The following is a 19214-nucleotide window of genomic DNA, read 5'->3' as shown; positions in this document are numbered from 1 at the left end:
CTCAACCGGATGCCGGCCCCCGCGCACCGGGGAGTGGTGTCGGGCCTCCGTGGGAAGCTGCCGTCCGTGGCCGTACCCAACCTGACCCGGAATGACGCCGCCCGCCGCGCCGAGCTGCTGGCGGTCGACAGCTACGACGTCCAGTTCGACCTGACCGACGGTGCCGGCCGCCCCGGCGAGCACACCTTCGGGTCGACGACGACGGTGCGGTTCACCTGCCGCGAGCCCGGGGCGAGCACCTTCATCGACCTGGTCGCCGAGACCGTCCACTCGGCCACGCTCAACGGCACCCCCCTCGACGTCGGCACCTACACCGAGGAGGGCGGCCTGCCGCTGCCCGAGCTCGCCGCGGACAACACGCTGGTCGTCGTCGCCGACTGCCGGTACTCCAACTCCGGCGAGGGGCTGCACCGCTTCGTCGACCCCGAGGACGGCCGGGTCTACCTCTACACGCACTTCGAGCCGGCCGAGGCCAAGCGCGTGTTCACCTGCTTCGACCAGCCCGACCTCAAGGCCACCTACACCGTCCACGTGACCGCGCCGTTCGACTGGGAGGTGGTATCCAACACCGGCGGCCGCACGGTCGAGGCCGGGCCCGCAGGCTCCCAGCTGGTGCACTTCGAGCCGACGAAGCGGCTGTCGACCTACCTGCTGGCGCTGATCGCCGGCCCGTACGCGCGGGTCACCGACTCCCACGAGGGGATCCCGCTGGGGCTCTACTGCCGCGCGTCGCTGGCCCAGCACCTCGACCCGGAGGAGCTGTTCCGGGTCACCAAGCAGGGCTTCGACTTCTACCACCGGGTGTTCGACTACCCGTACCCGTTCGACAAGTACGACCAGCTGTTCGTACCCGAGTTCAACGCCGGGGCGATGGAGAACGCCGGCGCGGTCACCTTCCTCGAGGACTACGTCTTCCGCTCCAAGGCCACCCGCGCCCGCTACGAGCGGCGCGCCGAGACGGTGCTGCACGAGCTGGCCCACATGTGGTTCGGCGACCTGGTGACCATGCGCTGGTGGGACGACCTGTGGCTCAACGAGTCCTTCGCCACCTACATCTCCACCCTCTGCCAGGCGGAGGCCACCGACTACACGACGGCCTGGACGACGTTCGCCAACACCGAGAAGGCGTGGGCCTACGCGCAGGACCAGCTGCCCTCCACCCACCCGATCGCCGCCGACATGGTCGACGTCGCCGCGGTCGAGGTGAACTTCGACGGGATCACCTACGCCAAGGGCGCCTCGGTGCTCAAGCAGCTGGTCGCCTACGTCGGCCGTGACGAGTTCCTGTCCGGGGTCCGCCGGTACTTCCGCAAGCACGAGTACGGCAACACGACCCTCGCCGACCTGCTCGACCCGCTGTCGGAGGCCACCGGCCGCGACCTCTCGGCGTGGGCGGAACAGTGGTTGCAGACCAGCCAGGTCAACACCCTGCGCCCGGTCGTCGAGCTGACCGACGACGGCCGCTACGCCCGCTTCGCGATCGAGCAGACCGCCGTGCCCGAGCACCCCGTGCTGCGCCGCCACCGGCTGGCCGTCGGCCTCTACGACCGCGGCCCCGACGGGCTGACGCGGACCACCCGCGTGGAGCTCGACGTCGACGGGGAGCGGACCGAGGTGCCCGACCTGGTCGGCCACCCGGCGGCGGACCTCGTCCTGGTCAACGACGACGACCTGACCTACGCCAAGCTGCGGCTCGACGAGCGCTCACTGGCCACGCTCAAGGAGAGCATCGGCACCATCCCGGGATCCCTGCCCCGTGCGCTGTGCTGGTCGGCCGCCTGGGACATGACCCGCGACGCGGAGCTGCCCGCCCGCGACTGGGTGGCGCTGGTCCTGGCCGGGGTGGACGCCGAGACCGAGATCAGCGTCGTCCAGTCGCTGCTGGCCCGCGTGCAGACGGCACTGGCGAACTACGCCGACCCGCGCTGGGCCGAGACCGGCTGGCGCGCCCTGGCGGACAAGGCGCTGTCGGCGCTGGAGGCCTCCGAGCCGGGCAGCGACACCCAGCTGCAGTGGTCACGCACCTTCGCCACCGCGGCGCGCACCGGCGAGCACGCCGCCGTCCTGCGTGGTCTGCTCGACGGCTCCCGCGTCGTCGAGGGGCTGCCGGTCGACGCCGACGCCCGCTGGGCGTTCCTGCACGGACTGGTCGCCATCGGCGCCGCCGGGGACGCCGAGATCGCGGCGGAGGAGGCCCGCGACGCGACCGCCACCGGCCAGCGGCGCGCCGCGACGGCCCGGGCGCTGCGCCCGACGGCGGAGTCCAAGGAGGAGACCTGGCGGCGGGCCCTGACCGACGACAGCATCCCGAACGCCGTCCACGAGGCGATGCTGCAGGGCTTCTGGCACCCGGCCCAGCGGGAGCTGACCGCCGGCTACGTCGAGCGCTACTTCGCCGACATCCGCCCGCTGTGGGACCGCCGTCCCGGGGAGATCGCGAAGAACGCGGTGCAGTACCTGTTCCCGCCGGTGGTGGAGCTGCGCACCGTGCAGGCCGCCGACGCCTGGCTGGCCGCAGAAGACCACCCCGCCCCGCTGCGGCGGCTGGTCGCCGAGGGCCGGGACGGGATCGCCCGGTCGCTGCGTGCCCGGGAACGGGACGCCGCCGAGAACGGCTGAGCGGACGAGAGGCCCAGGACCCGACGGGTCCTGGGCCTCTCCCGTGTCCGGGGTGACGAGGACGGGCGGCCCTGGTGCAGGGCCCCACGCCGAGCGTGCGAGGCGTGGGGGGCACCGGGGCCCTTCTTCAGTGCGTGCGCAGGCTCCGCGGGTGGCCGGCCTGGTCCGACAGCTGGCGCAGGCCGTTGACGATGCCGCCCACCAGGTCGCCGGAGGCGAAGGAGTTGGTCATCGACAGCACCGCCAGGGCGCAGGCGCGGTCGGGCAGCCGGCGGGACGCCGCCGCGCCGACGACGACCTCGATCACCCGCTGCCCGGGCGAGACGGCCAGCAGCACCGACTCGGCCAGGTTGCCGCCGGAGCGCTCGAACAGCCCCTCGGCGCGCTGGCGGGTCTGGGCACCGAGGTCACCGATGTAGAGCGTGAACCGCAGCCCGGTCTCCCGGGAGGACATGGTCAGCGCCTCGTCGATGCGGAGCAGCTCGCGGTAGCTGAAGATCGAGTCGAGCGACTCGGCCTCGTCGGACCGCGCCGCCGCGGTACCGGCCGACGTCGCCGTGTCGTGCGACGTGGCTTCCAGCGCGCGGGTCATCGCAGGCCTCCGGAGGCGTTCTCGGTGCGGATCAGGGGGGTCATGCGCTCACCACGTCCCGCGGGCGCCGCCGTAGGGGCGGGCCGCGGCCACCGCGGCCGCGGACGGGAGAGCAGTGGCCCCACGGCCGTGCCCGTGCCCGCCGTCGTGCGCCGGCCCGTCGTGCTGCTCGGGGTACATCGACGAGCCCAGCGCGGTGGTGCCGTCCCCGGGGACCGCAGCCGGGCCGTGCGCCTCCGTCGGGCCGTGCCCACCCCCCTGCGGGTGCGGCTCGTACCAGACGGGCTCGTGCTCCCACGGCTGACCCGGCTTGTAGCGGACCTTGCGGCGTCGCGCGCCCGGGACGAGCGTCAGGAGCGCGAGGAGCAGGACCACGGCCAGCGGGGCCCCCACGTAGACGAGGATGGTCTCGACGACGGTCACCCCCTCAACCTACCGGCAGCCGTCGCACCCCTCCTGGTCAGTCCCATCCGGCGGGGCGCCGGTGCGCCCAGGGCCGGACCGCCTCCAGCTGGGCGGACAACGCGATGAGGGTCGCCTCGTCGGCCGGGCGCCCGACGAGCATGGTGCCGACCGGCAGACCGCCGTCGGTCCAGTGCAGCGGGACGCTGACCGCCGGCTGTCCGGTGACGTTGAAGACGGCGGTGAACGCGGCGTAGCGCTTCTGCCGCTCGAAGTCGGCCGCGCCGTCCCCGTCGGCGTCGAACCAGCCCACCGGCCGCGGCGTCAGGGTGGTCACCGGCGCCAGCAGGACGTCGAACGGGCGGGTCGCCTCGAGGAAGCGGCGGGAGAACAGCCGCAGCGCGGTCAGGGCCTCCATCGCCGCCTGGGCCGACAGCGCCAGACCGCGGGAGCGCAGCTCGCGGGTGAGCGGCCGCAGCTCCCCCACCCGCTCGGGCGGGACCGGCAGCAGCGTGCCCGACAGCGTCCACGCCCGCTCGAAGGCCGCCAGCACGTCCGCACCCAGCAGGCCGGCCGGGACGTCGTCCACCTCGTGGCCGAGGTCGGTGAGCAGCCGGGTGGCGTCCTCGAACGCGGCCGCCACCTCCGGCTCGAGGACGGCGTCGGGCATCGGGGACTCCAGGTGCCGGCCGATCCGCAGCCGGCCCACCGGGCGGTCGGCGTAGCCGAGGAAGGTCTGGCCGGGCGGGGGCGGTGGGGCCCAGGTGGCGTCCCCGGGGACCGGGCCGGCCATCGCGTCGAGCATGGCGGCGGCGTCGCGCACCGTGCGCGCGATCGGCCCGTTGGTGCCCAGGCCGGTCACGTCGGCGCCCAGCGGCCCGTTGCTGACCCGGCCGCGGCTGGGCTTGATGCCGAACAGGCCGTTGACGCCGGCCGGGATCCGGATCGAGCCCCCGCCGTCGCTGCCCTGCGCGAACGGCAGCATCCCGGCGGCCACCGCGACCGCCGCTCCCCCGCTGGACCCCCCGGCCAGCCGCGTGCGGTCCCACGGGCACAGCGCGGGACCGGCGAGGGCGTTGTCGGTGTAGCAGGGGAACCCGAACTCGGGGGTGTTGGTCTTGCCCACGCTGATCGTCCCGGCCGCGGCGAGGGCGGTCACCACGTGGTCGTCGATGCGGGGGACGTTGTCGGCGAAGACCGTGCAGCCGTACGTCGTCCGGACCCCTGCGGTGTTGTTGAGGTCCTTGATCGCGGTCGGGACGCCGAGCAGCGGGGGCAGCTCCCCGCCGCGCGCCACCCGGTGCTCGGCCCGCCGCGCCGCGGTCAGCGCCCGCTCCGGGGTGACGGTGAGGAAGGCGCCCAGCCCCGGGCCGACGTCCTCGATGCGCCGCAGCGCGTGCTCGACGAGCTCGACCGGACTGACCTCCCGCGCGCGGACGGCGGCGGCCTGCTCCAGGGCGGTGAGGTCGTGCAACTGGGTCACGGTGCGGGACGGTAGACCGGTACACAGGACGGCGTGGACCTCTCCCGTGCACACGCCGAGTCCCTCGACGCGGCCGACCCGCTGGCCGCCTTCCGGAGCCGCTTCGCCGGTGCGGGCGAGGACGGCCTGCTGTACCTCGACGGCAACTCGCTCGGGCGGATGCCGCGGGAGACCCCCGCGGCGCTGGCCCGGGTGGTGGAGGACGAGTGGGCCCGCGGGCTGGTCGGCTCGTGGTCGTCGTGGATCGGCGCGGCCACCCGGATCGGCGACCTGCTGGCCGAGGGGGTGCTCGGCGCCCGGGCCGGCGAGGTGCTGGTGAGCGACTCGACGTCGGTGGACCTCTACAAGCTGCTCGTGGCCGGGGCCGACGCCCGGCCGGGCCGCGACGTGCTGGTCTGCTGCGCCGACGACTTCCCCACCGACCGCTACGTCGTGGCCGGTGTGGCACAGGCGCGGGGCATGACCGTGCGGGAGATCGCGGCCGACGTCGACGAGGGGCTGGACCCCGCGGTGCTGGCCGCGGCGCTCGACGAGCGGGTGGCCGTCGTCGTCCTGTCCGCCGTCGCCTACCGGTCCGGTGCGCGGGCCGACGTCGCCGCCGTCACGCGCGCCGCGAGGGAGGTGGGCGCGCTGGTGCTGTGGGACCTCTCCCACGCCGCGGGCGCGGTGCCGCTGGACCTGACCGCCAGTGGCGCCGACCTCGCCGTGGGCTGCACGTACAAGTACCTCAACGGCGGGCCGGGCGCGCCGGCCTTCCTCTACGTGCGCCGCGAGCTGCAGGAGTCGCTGCGCCAGCCGATCTGGGGCTGGTTCGGCCAGCGGGACCAGTTCGCGATGGGCCCGGTCTACGACCCGGTGCCGGGGATCGAGCGGTTCGGCGTGGGGACGCCGCCGGTCGTGGCGATGGCCCCGGTCGAGGTGGGCGCCCGCCTGGTCGCCGAGGCCGGGATCGAGCGGCTGGCGGCCAAGGGCCGGGCGCTGGGCGAGCTGACCGTCGCCCTGGCCGACGCCTGGCTGGCTCCGCACGGCGTCGCGCTGGCCTCGGCGCGGGACCCGGCGCGCCGGGGCTCGCACGTCACCCTCGCCCACCCGCAGGCCTGGCAGCTGACCCAGGCGCTCGTGGCCCGCGGTGTGGTCCCCGACTTCCGCACGCCCGACCGCGTGCGGCTGGGCCCCGCGCCGCTCTACACCCGCTTCGTCGACGTGTGGGACGCGATGGCCTGCTCCCGGGAGATCCTGTCGACCGGCGCCCACGAGTCCTTCCCCGTGGAGCGCACCAGGGTCACCTGACCAGCGGTATCGGAAGCGACACCCGCGTATCGGCCCGGCAGACGACGGTTCCGCTTCCGATACCGCTGGTCAGTCCGGGTCGGGGACGCCGATCGGGTTGCGGTCGGGCCACAGCCCCGCGGCGAGGACGGCCCGCCGCAGCGGCACCAGCAGCTCGGCCAATCGGTCGCAGCGCACGGCGCCGAGCTCCTGCCACGGGCCCAGCGCCAGCCGGTCGGTGTCGGCCTCGACCGCGGCCACGATGGCGGCGCCCTCCGCGGTGAGCTCCTCGCCGGCCAGCCAGCCGCGGGCGGCGAGGTCCTCGGCGGCGGCGTCCCACGCGGCGGCGTCCCACCCGCGGGCGCGCAGGAGCCACTCCTTCTCCGTCCGGCCCGCGGCGGCGGCCAGCACGTGGGCGCCCACCCCCGAGATCTCCCGCTGCAGCAGCGCCGCGTTGTGCCCGTCGCCCCGGTGCTCCCGCAGCGTGGTGAGCGACTGCCACAGGGCCAGGTGCGTGTCGCCGGGGACGGGCAGTCCGGCGTTGGCCGCGGCCAGCGGCCGCCCGGGCAGGTCGACCACCGCGGCGGCTCCCCCGGCCAGCTCCGCCGCCTCCGTGACGGCGGCGCGCCAGTCCTCCCCGAGCACCCGGCGGACCGCGGCGTCCACCCCGACCAGCCGGGCGGTGAGCGCCTGCTCCGGCGTCACGGTCTGCCAGACCGCCGGCACCCGGCGGGCCACGAACGCCGGCGCGAAGTTGTAGAAGGTCGCCGTCACGACCTCGGGGCCGACCGGTCCCAGCGGGGCGGCACGCATGGCGAAGTAGGGGGACCAGAAGCCGGTCAGACCGGCGGCCTCCGCGGCCGACCGGCACTCGTCAGCGAAGTAGGTCAGCGCGTGGACGGGCTCCGCCAGCGCCCACAGGCGCCGGGCCGTGGCCGGCGAGGTCATGCCGGCCCCGTGCAGGGACCGGCCGCGAGCGTGCGGGCGGCGGGGGGCAGCGGGTCCTCCCTCACGCCGACACGCTCTCCGGCACGCCGAGCCACTCCCGCCAGCGGGGGTCGACGGTGCGGGCGCCGAGCAGCCGCCAGGCGGCTCCGCTCGGGGTCCGCGGCGGGTGCGGGAGCTTCCAGCCGAGTTCCGCCAGCGACCGGTCGGCCTTGGTGTGGTTGCACCGCCGGCAGGCCGCCACCACGTTGTCCCAGGTGTGGGTGCCGCCGCGGCTGCGCGGGACGACGTGGTCGATGCTGGTCGCCGATCCGCCGCAGTAGACGCAGGAGGAGCCGTCCCGGGCGAAGACCGCCCGCCGCGACAGGGGCACCTGCGCCGGGTAGGGGACGCGCACGTACCGGGTCAGCCGCACCACGACCGGCACCGGCAGGGCGACCGTCTCGGCGTGGACGACCTCCGGTGCGCTGTCCACCGACACGGCCTTCTCGGCGAGGACGAGCACGATGGCGCGGCGGCTGGACACCACGCACAACGGCTCGTACGTGGCGTTGAGCAGCAGGGTCGCGGCCGTGGTCGACCGCGCGGGAGCGGGCGCGAGTGGATGAGGGAGTGGGTCGCGCCGCTGACCTGGCTGGCCGGCGGACGACCCTGACGCGGAACGCGGCACAGGGCACCTCCGAGCGCCCGGGGCCGCGCGCCGGGTGCTGTGCGACCCGTGGGCGCTCCCATTCTGACCTGCGACAGCGCATCCGCGCTGCCGGGAGCGGCCCAGCGCCTCGATACCGTGACCCGGGTGCGCTACCCCGACGCCCCCCGGCTCGACCTCGTCGAGCACCTCCACGGCCACCCCGTCGCCGATCCCTACCGCTGGCTCGAGGACCCCGACGACGCCCGCACGGTCGCCTGGACCGAGGCCCAGGACGCCCTGACCGCCGAGGCGCTGGCCGGCCTGCCGCTGCGCGACCGGTTCGCCGCCCGGCTGGAGGAGCTGGTGCACGCCGGCGCGGTCGGCGTGCCGGTCTGGCGCTCCGGCCGCGCGTTCTCCACGCGGCGCGACCCCGGGCAGGAGCACGCCGTCCTCCGCGTGCTCGAGCCCGACGGCAGCACCCGGGTGCTGGTCGACCCGATGGCGATCGACCCGTCGGGCACCACCACGCTCGACGCGTGGTCGCCGTCCTGGGAGGGCGACCGGTTGGCCTACCAGCTCTCCACCGGCGGCGACGAGGAGTCGCGGCTGTACGTCCTCGACGTGGCCAGCGGCGAGCAGCTCGACGGGCCGATCGACCGCTGCCGGTACTCGCCGGTCGCCTGGCTGCCCGGCGGCGAGGAGCTGTTCTACGTCCGCCGGCTGGCCCCCGACCTCGTCCCCGCCGGGGAGGAGCAGTTCCACCGGCGGGTGTGGCGCCACCGGGTGGGCGCCGACCCGGACGGTGACGCGCTGGTGCACGGGGAGGGCAGCGACCCCGCGACCTACTTCGGCGCCCGCACCAGCCGGGACGGCCGCTGGCTGGTGGTCTCCGCGTCGGTCGGCACCGCTCCGCGGGACGACGTCTGGCTGGCCGACCTGGCCGGGGACGGCGTCCTGCGCGAGCTGCAGGTGGGGGTCGACGCGCAGACCGCGGCGTGGGTCGCCCGCGACGGCCGGCTCTGGCTGATGAGCGACCGCGGCACCCCGCGCTGGCGGCTCGCCGTCGCCGACCCCGCGGACCCGGGCACCTGGGCGCCGGAGGCGTGGCGGGACGTCGTCCCCGAGCAGGAGGACGCCGTGCTGACCGACGTCGCCCTCGTCGACGGCGCGGACGGCGACCTGCAGGTCCTGGCCGTCCACTCGGTGGACGCCACAGATCGGCTGTCGCTGTGGGCCGGGGACGGGTCCGGGCGCGTCGCCGAGGTGCCCCGGCCCGGCGCGGGCAGCATCTCCGGGGTCAGCTCCCCGCCGGAGGGCGGGACCACCGCGTGGATCGGCTACACCGACCATGCCACCCCGCCGTCGGTGTACCGGTGGGAGACCGGCGCCCCCGAGGAGCTGACCACCTGGGAGCGGGCCCCGGTGGCCGGCGAGGTGCCCGCGGTGCGCGTCGTGGAGACCCACGCGACCTCCGCCGACGGCACGCCGGTGCACCTGTTCGTCCTCTCCACGACCGGGACGCCGGACCGGCCCCGGCCCACCGTGCTCTACGGCTACGGCGGGTTCAACGTCGCGCTCACCCCGGCCTACTCGGCACAGGCGCTGGCCTGGGTGGCCGCGGGCGGGGTGTGGGCGGTGGCCAACCTGCGCGGCGGCTCCGAGCACGGCGAGGAGTGGCACCGCGCGGGGATGCGCGAGCGCAAGCAGAACGTGTTCGACGACTTCGCCGCGGCCGGGGAGCACCTGGTCGCCGAGGGCTGGACGACGCACCCGCAGCTGGCCGTGATGGGCGGCTCCAACGGCGGCCTGCTGGTGGGGGCCACCCTGACCCAGCGGCCCGACCTCGCCGCCGCCGTCGTCTGCAGCGCGCCGCTGCTGGACATGGTCCGCTACGAGCGCTTCGGCCTCGGCCGGACCTGGAACGACGAGTACGGCACCGCCGAGGACCCGACCGAGCTGGGCTGGCTGCTCGGCTACTCCCCCTACCACCGGGTCGTCGAGGGCACCGCCTACCCCGCGGTGCTGTTCACGACCTTCGAGTCCGACACCCGCGTCGACCCGCTGCACGCCCGCAAGCTCGCCGCGGCGCTCCAGCACGCGACCAGCTCGGCGGCGCCGGTGCTGCTGCGCCGGGAGACCGAGGTCGGCCACGGCGCGCGGGCGGTCAGCCGCACCGTCGGGCTGGCCGCCGACCAGCTGGCGTTCCTCGCCGCCCACACCGGGCTCGAGGGCTGAACGACAGCGGGCCGCGCCCCCTCCGCGGTGGAGGGGACGCGGCCCGCCGGCGGCCCCCCGCAGGGTCCCGCCGCGAGCTCGCGAGTGGCGGGGGGCAGGGGGTCCTCTCTCAGTTCTCGACGAAGATGTTGTCCAGCTCGACGTCGCCCTCGATGATCCCGTCCTGCTCACCGAGCTCCAGCAGCTTCTCGACCGACTCGCGGTTGATCTCGCTCTGGAAGGTCGGCAGGGTCAGCTGCTGGGCGATCTCGGGGCTGATCTGGGTGTAGGTGCCCAGCACCGCGCGCACCTGGTCGGGGTTGGCCTGCGCGTACTCCTGGGCCTCGATCATGGCGTCGGCGAACCGCTGCACCACGTCGGGGTTCTCCGCCGCGTACTGGTCGGAGGTGAAGTACCCGGCCACGGTCAGGTCGTCGTCGGTCTCGGTGTAGGGGGCCGACACCCGGCGCAGGCCCTGGCTCTCGCCGACCGTCGCCGACGGCTCCACGGCGAAGGCCGCGTCGACCTGGCCGGTGCTCACCGCGGCCGGCATGTCCGGGAAGGGGATCTCGACGAACTCGACGCTCTCGGGGTCACCGCCGGCCTGGCGCACGCTCTCCCGGACGACGGTGTCGCTGATGTTGTTGATCGAGTTGATCGCCACCCGCTTGCCGGCGAGGTCCGCCGAGGACTGGATCGGGCTGTCGGCCGGGACGACCACGGCGGCGAAGTCGTCCTCGGCGTTGCCGGTCGCGCCGGGGCCGGGGGCGACCAGGCCCAGCGGGACGCCGCGGGCCTCGGCCTGCAGCAGGCTGGTGATGTTGGAGAAGCCGAACTGGGCCTCCCCGTTGACGACGGCGGGCACGATCGCCGCGCCGCCCTGGGCGAGGAACGGCTCGACCTCGAGGTCGTGCCGCTCGAAGATGCCCTGCTCGATGCCGAGGTAGAGCGCGGCGACGTCCACGATCGGGATCGCGCCGACCCGGATCTGGGTGGGGCCGGTCTCGCCGCCCCCACCGGAACCGCCGGAGTCCTCGTCCCCGCCCCCACAGGCGGCGAGCACCACGGTGCTCGCCAGGGCGAGGGCCATCCACGTACGACGCACAGGTCCTCCACGGTGTTGCTCGGCCGGACACGTGACGGACACGCGACCGACGCATGGTCGGCGGCGATCGTCAGATCGGCGCCGACCACGCGTCAACACGGCCGTCGGAACCGCTACCGAATCGTGGCCGACGCTCCCGGGCGGGACCGATCCCCCGCGGGTGGTGCCCCTCGGGCCGCGAACCTGAGAGTATTTCCCGTGATGAACGCGTCACCCTCCGTGCTCGCCGCGGCCGACGACGGCCTGGCCGGCTCCGTCCCCGACTGCGCCGACTACTGGCTCTGCCAGAAGGTCTACGACTGGTTCGGGATGGACTGGCTGGCCGAGAACGCCCAGGCCCTCATCGCCAAGCCGGCCAAGATCCTGCTGATCGTCGTCCTCGCGACGCTGGTGCGGGCGCTGGCGCACCGGGCCATCCGGCGGCTGACCGACTCCACCGCCAGCGGCGCCGTGCCGGCCATCCTGCGGACCCGGCGCACCCGCGCCACCGCGCTCGGCGACGCCGCCGAGCAGATCGCCGCCCGGCGCACCCAGCGCGCCGAGGCGATCGGGTCGGTGCTGCGCAGCTCCTCCTCGATCGTCGTGCTCGGCATGGCCGTGGTGCTCGTCCTCGGCGAGCTGGGCATCAACCTGGCGCCGATCCTGGCCAGCGCCGGCGTGGTGGGCGTGGCCCTGGGCTTCGGCGCGCAGAACCTGGTCAAGGACTTCATCGCCGGGATCGGCATCATCCTGGAGGACCAGTACGGCGTCGGGGACGTCGTCGACCTCGGGGAGGTCAACGGCACCGTGGAGGCCGTGGGGCTGCGCATCACGCGGCTGCGGGACGTCAACGGGGTCGTCTGGTACGCCCGCAACGGCGAGATCCTCCGCGTGGGCAACAAGAGCCAGGGCTTCGCCCAGGTGGTCATCGACATGCCGGTCGCCCACGACACGGACCTGGACCGCTGCCGCACCGTCATGCAGGAGGTGGCCGACGAGATGTACGCCGAGGCCGAGTGGGCACCGGCGCTCCTGGCCGCCCCCGAGTCCCTCGGTGCCGAGCAGATCACCGCGGAGGGGGTCGTCATGCGGCTGCAGGTGCGCAGCACCAGCGCCGACCAGTGGCGCGTCGGCCGTGAGCTGCGCATGCGGCTCCAGGAGCGCTTCGTGCTCGAGGGCATCAAGACCCCGCTGCCGTTACTGAGCGCGGTGTCCGGTGCCGGGGCGGGGGCCCCCTGACCGCGGGCGCGCCGGCGGGCCGGGGCCCGGCCGGCGGCAGTCCGTCCCGTCCGGCGACCTTCCGCGAGGTCTTCGCCGTGCCGGAGTACCGGCCGCTGTTCGGCAGCTACCTGCTGTCGACGATCGGCGACGAGCTGGCCCGCGTGGCGCTGACCGTCCTGGTCTACCAGCGCACCTCCTCCCCGCTGCTGTCGGCGATCACCTTCGGCATCAGCTACCTGCCGTGGCTGCTCGGCGGCCCGCTGCTGTCCACCCTCGCCGACCGGTTCCCCCGGCACCGCGTCCTCATCGCGACCGACGTCGCCCGCGCCCTGCTGGTCGCCGGCATGGCGATCCCCGGCACCCCGCTGCCCGTGCTGCTGGCGCTGCTGCTCCTGGTGGCCCTGGGCGCACCACCGTTCGAGTCCGCCCGCTCCGCGCTCATGGCCGACGTCCTGGACGGCGACCGCTACGCCGTGGCCACGTCCCTGACCAACGTCGCCGGCCAGGTGTCCCAGGTGGTCGGGTTCGCGCTCGCCGGCGCCCTGGTGGCGGTGCTCTCCCCGTCGACGGTGCTGCTGCTCGACGCCGCCACCTTCGTCGTCTCCGCGGTCTGGCTGTGGGCGCGGCTGGAGCGCCGACCGGCTCCGGACGCCGGCACGCCCGGGGAGGACCGGCCGCGGTCAATCTGGCGGGACGCGGCCGAGGGGCTGCGGCTGATCGGCCGGACGCCGCGGCTGCGCGCCATCATCGCGCTGACCTGGATCGGCACCCTGTTCGCCAACGCGGCCGAGGGCGTCGCCGCGCCCCTGGTCGACCAGCTCGGCCAGGGGGCCACCCAGGTCGGCCTGCTGCTCGCGGCCAACCCGCTCGGTGTCACCGTCGGCGGGCTGCTCATCGCCCGCGCGGTCACCCAGGACCGGAGGGAGCGCCTGGTGCCGGGGCTGGTGGTGCTGTCCCTGGCGCCGGTCGCGCTGGCCGGGCTGGTCGCGCTGTGGGCCGACCCGGGACGCGGGGCCTACCTCCTCGTCGTCGCGCTCATGTTCGTGGCCGGCCTCGGTGCGGCCTGGGGGATCCCGCTCAACGTCGCCTTCGTCCAGGCGGTGCCGCAGGCCTTCCGCGGCCGGGCCTTCGGGGTGGCGGTCAGCGGGCTGTACGGCGTGCAGGGGCTGGGCGTGCTCGCCGCCGGCTTCGCCGCCGAGGGCCTGTCGCCGGGCGCGGTCGTGGCGCTCGTCGGAGGCGTCGGGCTGGTCGCCGTCGTCCAGCCGCTGGTGGCCTACGGACGTACCCAGGGTCACGTGGCAGCAGCCGCCGCGGCTGCGGGACGATCGACGTCATGAGCCGTTCCCTGCCCTCGGCGCGGACCTTCTACGAGGAGGTCGGCGGCGCGCCGACCTTCCAGCGGCTCGTGGCCCGCTTCTACGCCGGGGTCCGCACCGACCCGGTGCTCGCGCCGCTGTACCCCCAGGACGACTGGGAGGGCGCGGAGACCCGCCTGCGCGGGTTCCTGGAGCAGTACTGGGGCGGTCCCACCACCTACTCGCAGCAGCGCGGCCACCCGCGGCTGCGCATGCGGCACGCCCCCTTCGCCATCGGCCCGGCCGAGCGCGACGCGTGGCTGGCCCACATGCGCGACGCCGTGGACTCCCTGGAGCTGTCCGCCGAGCAGGACGCCACGCTCTGGGGTTACCTGGAGATGGCGGCACGCAGCATGCAGAACCGCTGGCCCGACGACGCGCCCGGAGACCTGTCGCTCGCCTGAGGCGAGCGCTCCCCCGATGTCCACCGGCCTCGGCCCGAGACCCACCCCGAGCGTGCGAGGGGTGAGGAGGCCGAGGTCCTTCTCCTGAGGAGCCCGGTGAGCCCTGCTCCCACCTCCCGCCGCACCGACGCCGACTGGTGGCGGGACGCCGTCTTCTACCAGGTCTACATCCGCAGCTTCGCCGACGGGAACGGCGACGGCGTCGGCGACCTGGCCGGCATCCGCGCGCGGCTGCCGCACCTGGTCGAGCTCGGCGTCGACGCGCTGTGGATCACGCCGTTCTACCCCTCCCCCATGGCCGACCACGGCTACGACGTCGCCGACCCGCGCGACGTCGAGCCCGCCTTCGGCGACCTCGGGGAGTTCGACGCCCTGCTGGCCGAGGCGCACGCCGCGGGCATCCGGGTGACCATCGACCTGGTCCCCAACCACAGCTCGCACCAGCACGAGTGGTTCCAGGCGGCGCTGGCCGCCGGCCCCGGCTCGCCGGAGCGGGCGCGGTACGTCTTCCGCGACGGCCGCGGCCCGGACGGCGCGCAGCCGCCGAACAACTGGCCGTCGGTGTTCGGCGGCCCCGCCTGGACGCGGGTGCCCGACGGCCAGTGGTACCTGCACATCTTCGCGCCCGAGCAGCCGGACCTGGACTTCACCAACCCCGAGGTGCTCGCCGACCTCGAGACGACCATGCGGTTCTGGCTCGACCGCGGCGTCGACGGGTTCCGCATCGACGTCGCCCACGGCATGGCCAAGCCCGAGGACCTGCCGGACATGCAGCCGATGGAGGACACCGGCCTGCTCGACGACCACGGCCCCGGGGACCACCGGTTCGACAACGACGGCGTGCACGACGTGCACCGGCGGATCCGGGCGGTGCTCGACCAGCACCCCGGCACCATGGCCGTGGGTGAGGTGTGGGTCTCCGACGACGACCGGCTGGCCCAGTACCTGCGTCCCGACGAGCTGCAGCTGGCGTTCAACTTCAAGCTGCTCACCGCCGACTGGACCGCCGAGGAGCTCCGGGACGCCGTCGTCCACTCCCTGGCCACGGTCGAGGGCACCCCGGCCCCGGCCTGCTGGGTGCTGTCCAACCACGACCGTCCGCGCCACGTCACCCGCTACGGCGGCGGGGAGCTCGGCACCCGCCGGGCGCGCGCCGCGCCGCTGCTCCAGCTGGCGCTGCCCGGGGCGGCCTACCTCTACAACGGCGACGAGCTCGGCATGCCCGACGTCGACCTGCCCGACGAGGCCCTGCAGGACCCGATCTGGGAGCGCTCTGGCCACACCGAGCGAGGCCGCGACGCCTGCCGCATCCCGGTGCCGTGGTCGGGCACCGAGCCCTCCTACGGGTTCAGCTCCCGCCGGGACACCTGGCTGCCGATGCCCGAGGGCTGGGGCGCGCTGACCGTGGCAGCGCAGGACGCCGACGCCGGTTCGGTGCTGTCGCTGTACCGGACGGCGCTGCGCCTGCGGCGGGGGTCCGACGCGTTCGCGGGCGAGTCGCTGGAGTGGCTCCCCGCGCCGGAGGGCTGCCTCGCGTTCCGCCGTCCGGGCGGCCTGGTGTGCCTGCTCAACGTCTCCGGCGCCGCCGTCCCGCTGCCCGAGGGCCAGGTGCTGCTGGCCAGCGCCGACGTGGCGGCGGGGACGCTGCCCGACGACGCGGCGGTGTGGCTGCGGGCCTGAGCGGGCAGGACCCCGGGGCGTTCCCCGGCCTCCGGGTTCGGGAGGCGCCAACCCCGTGCGCGGGTAGCATCGGACCGGTGACGAAGCGTCGCGGGGGACGCTGACACGACGATCGACCGACCCCGTGGTCGGGGACCCTGACGGGGAGGCCGCCCGCCCATGCCGCTGCTGCAGGTCGAGGGCTTGAGGAAGTCCTTCGGGGGCCGGCGCGTCCTGCGGGAGGTCTCCTTCGAGATCGCCGAGGGCGAGATCGTCGGGCTGGTCGGCACCAACGGCGCGGGCAAGTCGACGCTGGGCGACATCGTCGCCGGGATCACCCCCGCCGACGCCGGCGTGATGACGCTGCTGGACCACCCCTACGCCCCGCTGTCGGCGGAGGACGCCCGCCACGTCGGCGTCGGGGTCGTCGAGCAACTGGTCCGCATCGACCCCGGGCTGACCGTGGCCCAGGCCGTGTTCCGCGGCACGGCGCAGGCGGGGCGCCCCCAGGCGGAGCTGCGCCGGCCGGCCCAGGCCCTGCTCACCGAGGTCGAGCTCGAGGTCGACCCCGACACCCTCGTGGGGGACCTGCCGCACTTCGTGCACCCCCTGGTGGAGACCGCCCGCGTGCTGGCCGAGGACACCCGGCTGGTCGTGCTCGACGAGGTCTCGGCGGTGCTGCTGCCCTCGGAGGTCACCCGGTTGCACGCCGTCGCCGGCCAGTTGAGCAAGCAGGGGCGTGGCGTGCTCTACATCAGCCACCGGCTGCCCGAGATGCTCGAGGTGGTCGACCGGGTGCTGGTGCTCAGGGACGGTCGGATCGCCCTCGACAGCCCGAGCGCGTCCCTGGACCCGGTCCGGCTGGCCGCGGAGACGGTGGGCGGACCGGTGTCCCTGCCGGTGCGCCGCGAGTCCGCGACTCCTCCGCCGACGCAGCCCGACGACGCCCCGGCCCCCGCACCGGCCCGGCCGGCGCCGTCCGAGGAGGTGGCCCTGCGGGTCCGCAACCTGCGGGTCCCCGGCCGGGTCCAGGGCGTGGACCTCCTGCTGCGCCGGGGCGAGGTGGTCGGGCTGACCGGGCAGCGCACCTCCGGCGTCCGCGAGATCGCCGGGGCCCTGAGCGGAGAGCTGCCGGCGCTCAGCGACGAGGCGGTGCTGCACGGTGAGCCGCGCACGCTGGACCCCTCCGCGGACGACGCCGCCCTGCGGCTGCCCGCCTACCGGCCCGACGACGACGCCTACGGCGTCGACCCCGGCGAGACGATCGCCCGCACCCTCACCCAGGAGGCGTGGGGCACGCTGACCGACCTGCGCAAGGAGATCGCCACGCTGCGCAGCGTGATCAAGACGGTGCACCAGCTCGACGTCAAGACGATGAGCATCCGCACCGTCTTCGGCGCCCTGTCCGGCGGTGACCAGCACAAGCTCGCGCTGGCCCGGTGGATGGCATCGGCCCGGGACGTCGTCGTGCTGCACGAGCCCACCCGCGGCCTCGACGTCCGCGCCCGCCAGCAGGTGCGCCAGCTGCTCGACGAGGCGACCGCACACGGGACCTCGGTCGTCGTGGTGTCGGTGGACCCCGACGAGCTGGCCGACTTCTGCGACCGGGTCGCCATCGTGGCCGACGGCCGCGTCACCCGCTGGATCGACACCGGCGAACTCGCCGTCGAGGCCGTGCGCGAGCGGATCATCGAGGCCGCCACCGCCGCCGCCTGAGGCGGGCCCCCGCAGGAGGGCCGACGACGTCGGCCGGCAGCGGCGCCGCCGTGCCCCCGGGCCCGGCGGCGCCGCCCGCCGTCAGACGCTCACGGTGCCCGCGACGGCGCGCAGCTTGTGCCGGGCCAGGGCGAGGTTGGCGGTCATGCGGTTGAGCACGAGGTAGATGAACAGGCCGGCGTTGCCCTGCCCCTTGAGCACGTTGATCAGGTGGTACTGGTTCTGCAGCGTGATCAGGACGTCCTCGATCTCGTCCTTCAGCTCGAGGTCCTGGATGGTGCGCAGCTTCGCGCGCACGACGTTCGAGTTCCCGGCGGCCGCGACGTTGAGGTCGAACCCGGGCGTGCCGCCGGCCGCGAGGGCCATGCCGCTGTCGATGTCGACGATGGCGGCGCCGCTGGCGCCCTCGATCGCGAGCAGGTCGGCGATGACGTTGTCGAGCTGTGCCACGGATGGGGCTCCTGTCGTCTCGTTGGGGGCCCGCAACGGGGTGCTGCGGACCGGGTCGGGGGGCGACCCGGGTCGACCGGACGAGCCGGGCGTCTGTCGGCGTGCGGTGTGCCGGGGCGGCTCCGGTGCCGCCTCGACGCGTGTCGCACCGGCCGGAGCGCGGTGCGCGGCCTCCTCGTCGACGGCGGGCGGCAGGGACGGCGGCGGTGTCCGCTCCGGCCGGGCCCCGTCGCCGGGACCCCGATCGGGGTGCTGCGGTGCGTCCGCGGCGAGCTCGTGCGGTGCGGGGCGTCCCCACGGCCACAGCGACGCCCACCACCCGCTTGCCATGCCTTGTTCCGCCTTCGCCGAGGGGGCTCAGGAACTCCAGACAACACGGCTCGGGCAGGCCCGGCAAACCGGCCCGCGTATCTGCAGGTGAGCGCGCAGACACCGACGGCGACCGATTCGCGACCCGCCGGACCGGGTCCCGATGACGCTGCGACGTGGGATCGCGGGCGGGAGACCGGGCGGGGACGACGGCCGGCCGTCCGGGTACGTTCCGCGGGGACCCGAGCGCCGCACCGATCCGCCGCCGTCAGGAGGAGACCGCCGTGAAGACCAGGGATCTCGCCTACGTCGCCCTGTTCGCGGCGATCACGGCCGTGCTCGGGCTGCTCCCGCCGGTGCCCGTCCCCGGCATCCCGGTGCCGATCACCGCGCAGACCCTCGGGGTGATGCTGGCCGGCTCGGTGCTGGGCGCCCGGCGGGGCGGGCTGGCGCTGCTGGTCTTCCTGGCGGTCGTCGCCGTCGGCGCCCCGGTGCTGTCGGGCGGGCGCGGGGGCCTGGGCGTCTTCGTCGGGCCGACGGCCGGCTACCTGTACAGCTGGCCGGTCGCGGCCTTCGTCGTCGGGCTGCTCACCCAGCTGTTCTGGCGGCGGCTGAACCTCGCCTGGGCGCTGGTGGCCAACCTGGTCGGCGGGGTGGTCGTCATCTACGCCATCGGCATCCCGTTCACCAGCCTCTACGGCGACGTCCCGCTCTCGGCGTCGTCCACCGGCGCCCTGGCCTTCATCCCCGGGGACGTGGTCAAGGCCGTGGCGGCGTCGGTGGTGGCGGTGGCGGTCCGCCGCGCCTACCCGGTGATCGAGCTGCCCGGCCGGCGCGCGACCGCCGGCTGACGCGTGCGCT

The 19214-nt window shown here is 75.1% G+C and carries 16 protein-coding genes; 9 read left to right on the top strand and 7 right to left on the bottom strand.

All coding sequences use genetic code 11. The features are described 5' to 3' along the window. The first annotated feature begins 66 nt into the window (after positions 1-66). Positions 67-2619: an aminopeptidase N gene (gene pepN, locus ACI79I_RS01135; RefSeq protein ID WP_456990212.1), complete on the top strand. Its 2553-nt coding sequence runs from the start codon at positions 67-69 to the stop codon at positions 2617-2619. 127 nt (positions 2620-2746) lie between these two features. On the opposite strand, the gene ACI79I_RS01130 is transcribed toward pepN, so the two are convergent. From ACI79I_RS01130 to ACI79I_RS01120, 3 genes are read right to left on the bottom strand one after another with little or no spacing between them, the layout of a single operon-like run. Then, entirely contained in the window at positions 2747-3211 is a 465-nt protein-coding gene (locus ACI79I_RS01130) for a DUF5130 family protein (RefSeq protein WP_456990210.1), read from the bottom strand. 48 nt (positions 3212-3259) lie between these two features. After that, positions 3260-3634, bottom strand: a complete 375-nt coding sequence (gene ctaJ / locus ACI79I_RS01125) for an aa3-type cytochrome oxidase subunit CtaJ (protein ID WP_456990208.1) — start codon at positions 3632-3634, stop codon at positions 3260-3262. Between the two features lie 37 nt (positions 3635-3671). After that, positions 3672-5096, bottom strand: a complete 1425-nt coding sequence (locus ACI79I_RS01120; protein WP_456990206.1) for an amidase — start codon at positions 5094-5096, stop codon at positions 3672-3674. 33 nt (positions 5097-5129) lie between these two features. Here ACI79I_RS01120 and kynU point away from each other — a divergent pair, with 33 nt between their 5' ends. Beyond that, on the top strand, positions 5130-6386 hold the full coding sequence (kynU, locus tag ACI79I_RS01115; RefSeq protein WP_456990204.1) for a kynureninase: 1257 nt from the start codon (positions 5130-5132) through the stop codon (positions 6384-6386). 69 nt (positions 6387-6455) lie between these two features. On the opposite strand, the gene ACI79I_RS01110 is transcribed toward kynU, so the two are convergent. Together ACI79I_RS01110 and ACI79I_RS01105 are read right to left on the bottom strand one after the other, a co-directional pair. Then, entirely contained in the window at positions 6456-7313 is an 858-nt protein-coding gene (locus ACI79I_RS01110) for an SCO6745 family protein (protein ID WP_456990202.1), read from the bottom strand. A 61-nt stretch (positions 7314-7374) separates the two neighbouring features. Further along, complete coding sequence (locus ACI79I_RS01105; protein WP_456990200.1) at positions 7375-7839, bottom strand: HNH endonuclease; 465 nt, start codon at positions 7837-7839, stop codon at positions 7375-7377. A gap of 267 nt (positions 7840-8106) precedes the next feature. Here ACI79I_RS01105 and ACI79I_RS01100 point away from each other — a divergent pair, with 267 nt between their 5' ends. Continuing rightward, positions 8107-10176, top strand: a complete 2070-nt coding sequence (locus ACI79I_RS01100; RefSeq protein WP_456990198.1) for a prolyl oligopeptidase family serine peptidase — start codon at positions 8107-8109, stop codon at positions 10174-10176. Positions 10177-10285: 109 nt separating this feature from the next. On the opposite strand, the gene ACI79I_RS01095 is transcribed toward ACI79I_RS01100, so the two are convergent. Continuing rightward, positions 10286-11245, bottom strand: a complete 960-nt coding sequence (locus tag ACI79I_RS01095) for an ABC transporter substrate-binding protein (RefSeq protein ID WP_456990196.1) — start codon at positions 11243-11245, stop codon at positions 10286-10288. A gap of 216 nt (positions 11246-11461) precedes the next feature. On the opposite strand from ACI79I_RS01095, the gene ACI79I_RS01090 reads away from it, so the two are divergent. The 5 genes from ACI79I_RS01090 (at position 11462) to ACI79I_RS01070 (ending at position 17594) form a co-directional block, all read left to right on the top strand. Further along, positions 11462-12478: a mechanosensitive ion channel family protein gene (locus tag ACI79I_RS01090; protein ID WP_456990194.1), complete on the top strand. Its 1017-nt coding sequence runs from the start codon at positions 11462-11464 to the stop codon at positions 12476-12478. Between the two features lie 77 nt (positions 12479-12555). Further along, positions 12556-13797, top strand: coding sequence for an MFS transporter (locus ACI79I_RS01085; RefSeq protein WP_456990192.1), 1242 nt, complete (start codon positions 12556-12558; stop codon positions 13795-13797). Then, positions 13794-14219 carry a globin gene (locus ACI79I_RS01080; RefSeq protein WP_456990191.1) on the top strand — a complete coding sequence of 142 codons (426 nt, stop codon included), beginning with the start codon at positions 13794-13796 and terminating at the stop codon, positions 14217-14219. Before ACI79I_RS01085 ends, ACI79I_RS01080 begins: the two co-directional genes overlap by 4 nt. Before the next feature lie 96 nt (positions 14220-14315). Then, positions 14316-15899, top strand: a complete 1584-nt coding sequence (locus ACI79I_RS01075) for a glycoside hydrolase family 13 protein (protein ID WP_456990188.1) — start codon at positions 14316-14318, stop codon at positions 15897-15899. 159 nt (positions 15900-16058) lie between these two features. Further along, on the top strand, positions 16059-17594 hold the full coding sequence (locus ACI79I_RS01070; RefSeq protein ID WP_456990186.1) for an ATP-binding cassette domain-containing protein: 1536 nt from the start codon (positions 16059-16061) through the stop codon (positions 17592-17594). A gap of 81 nt (positions 17595-17675) precedes the next feature. Here ACI79I_RS01070 and ACI79I_RS01065 read toward each other — a convergent pair whose 3' ends face one another. Next, positions 17676-18044 (bottom strand): hypothetical protein, encoded by a 369-nt coding sequence (locus tag ACI79I_RS01065; protein ID WP_456990184.1) that lies wholly within the window; start codon positions 18042-18044, stop codon positions 17676-17678. A gap of 593 nt (positions 18045-18637) precedes the next feature. Between ACI79I_RS01065 and ACI79I_RS01060 the strand changes: the two genes are divergently transcribed. Continuing rightward, positions 18638-19204, top strand: a complete 567-nt coding sequence (locus ACI79I_RS01060; RefSeq protein ID WP_456990182.1) for a biotin transporter BioY — start codon at positions 18638-18640, stop codon at positions 19202-19204. Positions 19205-19214 lie beyond the last annotated feature (10 nt).

This window comes from Geodermatophilus sp. SYSU D01105 (assembly GCF_054050095.1).
Note: the sequence above shows the minus strand (reverse complement) of the source record. Positions and strands in the feature narration are given on the sequence as shown.

What these genes read in the sequence shown, in the direction of transcription:
- ACI79I_RS01130 (WP_456990210.1), bottom strand. Translation starts at nt 3,211, where the DNA reads ATGACCCGCGCGCTGGAAGCCACGTCGCACGACACGGCGACGTCGGCC.
- ACI79I_RS01110 (WP_456990202.1), bottom strand. Translation starts at nt 7,313, where the DNA reads ATGACCTCGCCGGCCACGGCCCGGCGCCTGTGGGCGCTGGCGGAGCCC.
- ACI79I_RS01095 (WP_456990196.1), bottom strand. Translation starts at nt 11,245, where the DNA reads ATGGCCCTCGCCCTGGCGAGCACCGTGGTGCTCGCCGCCTGTGGGGGC.
- ACI79I_RS01090 (WP_456990194.1), top strand. Translation starts at nt 11,462, where the DNA reads ATGAACGCGTCACCCTCCGTGCTCGCCGCGGCCGACGACGGCCTGGCC.
- ACI79I_RS01080 (WP_456990191.1), top strand. Translation starts at nt 13,794, where the DNA reads ATGAGCCGTTCCCTGCCCTCGGCGCGGACCTTCTACGAGGAGGTCGGC.
- ACI79I_RS01070 (WP_456990186.1), top strand. Translation starts at nt 16,059, where the DNA reads ATGCCGCTGCTGCAGGTCGAGGGCTTGAGGAAGTCCTTCGGGGGCCGG.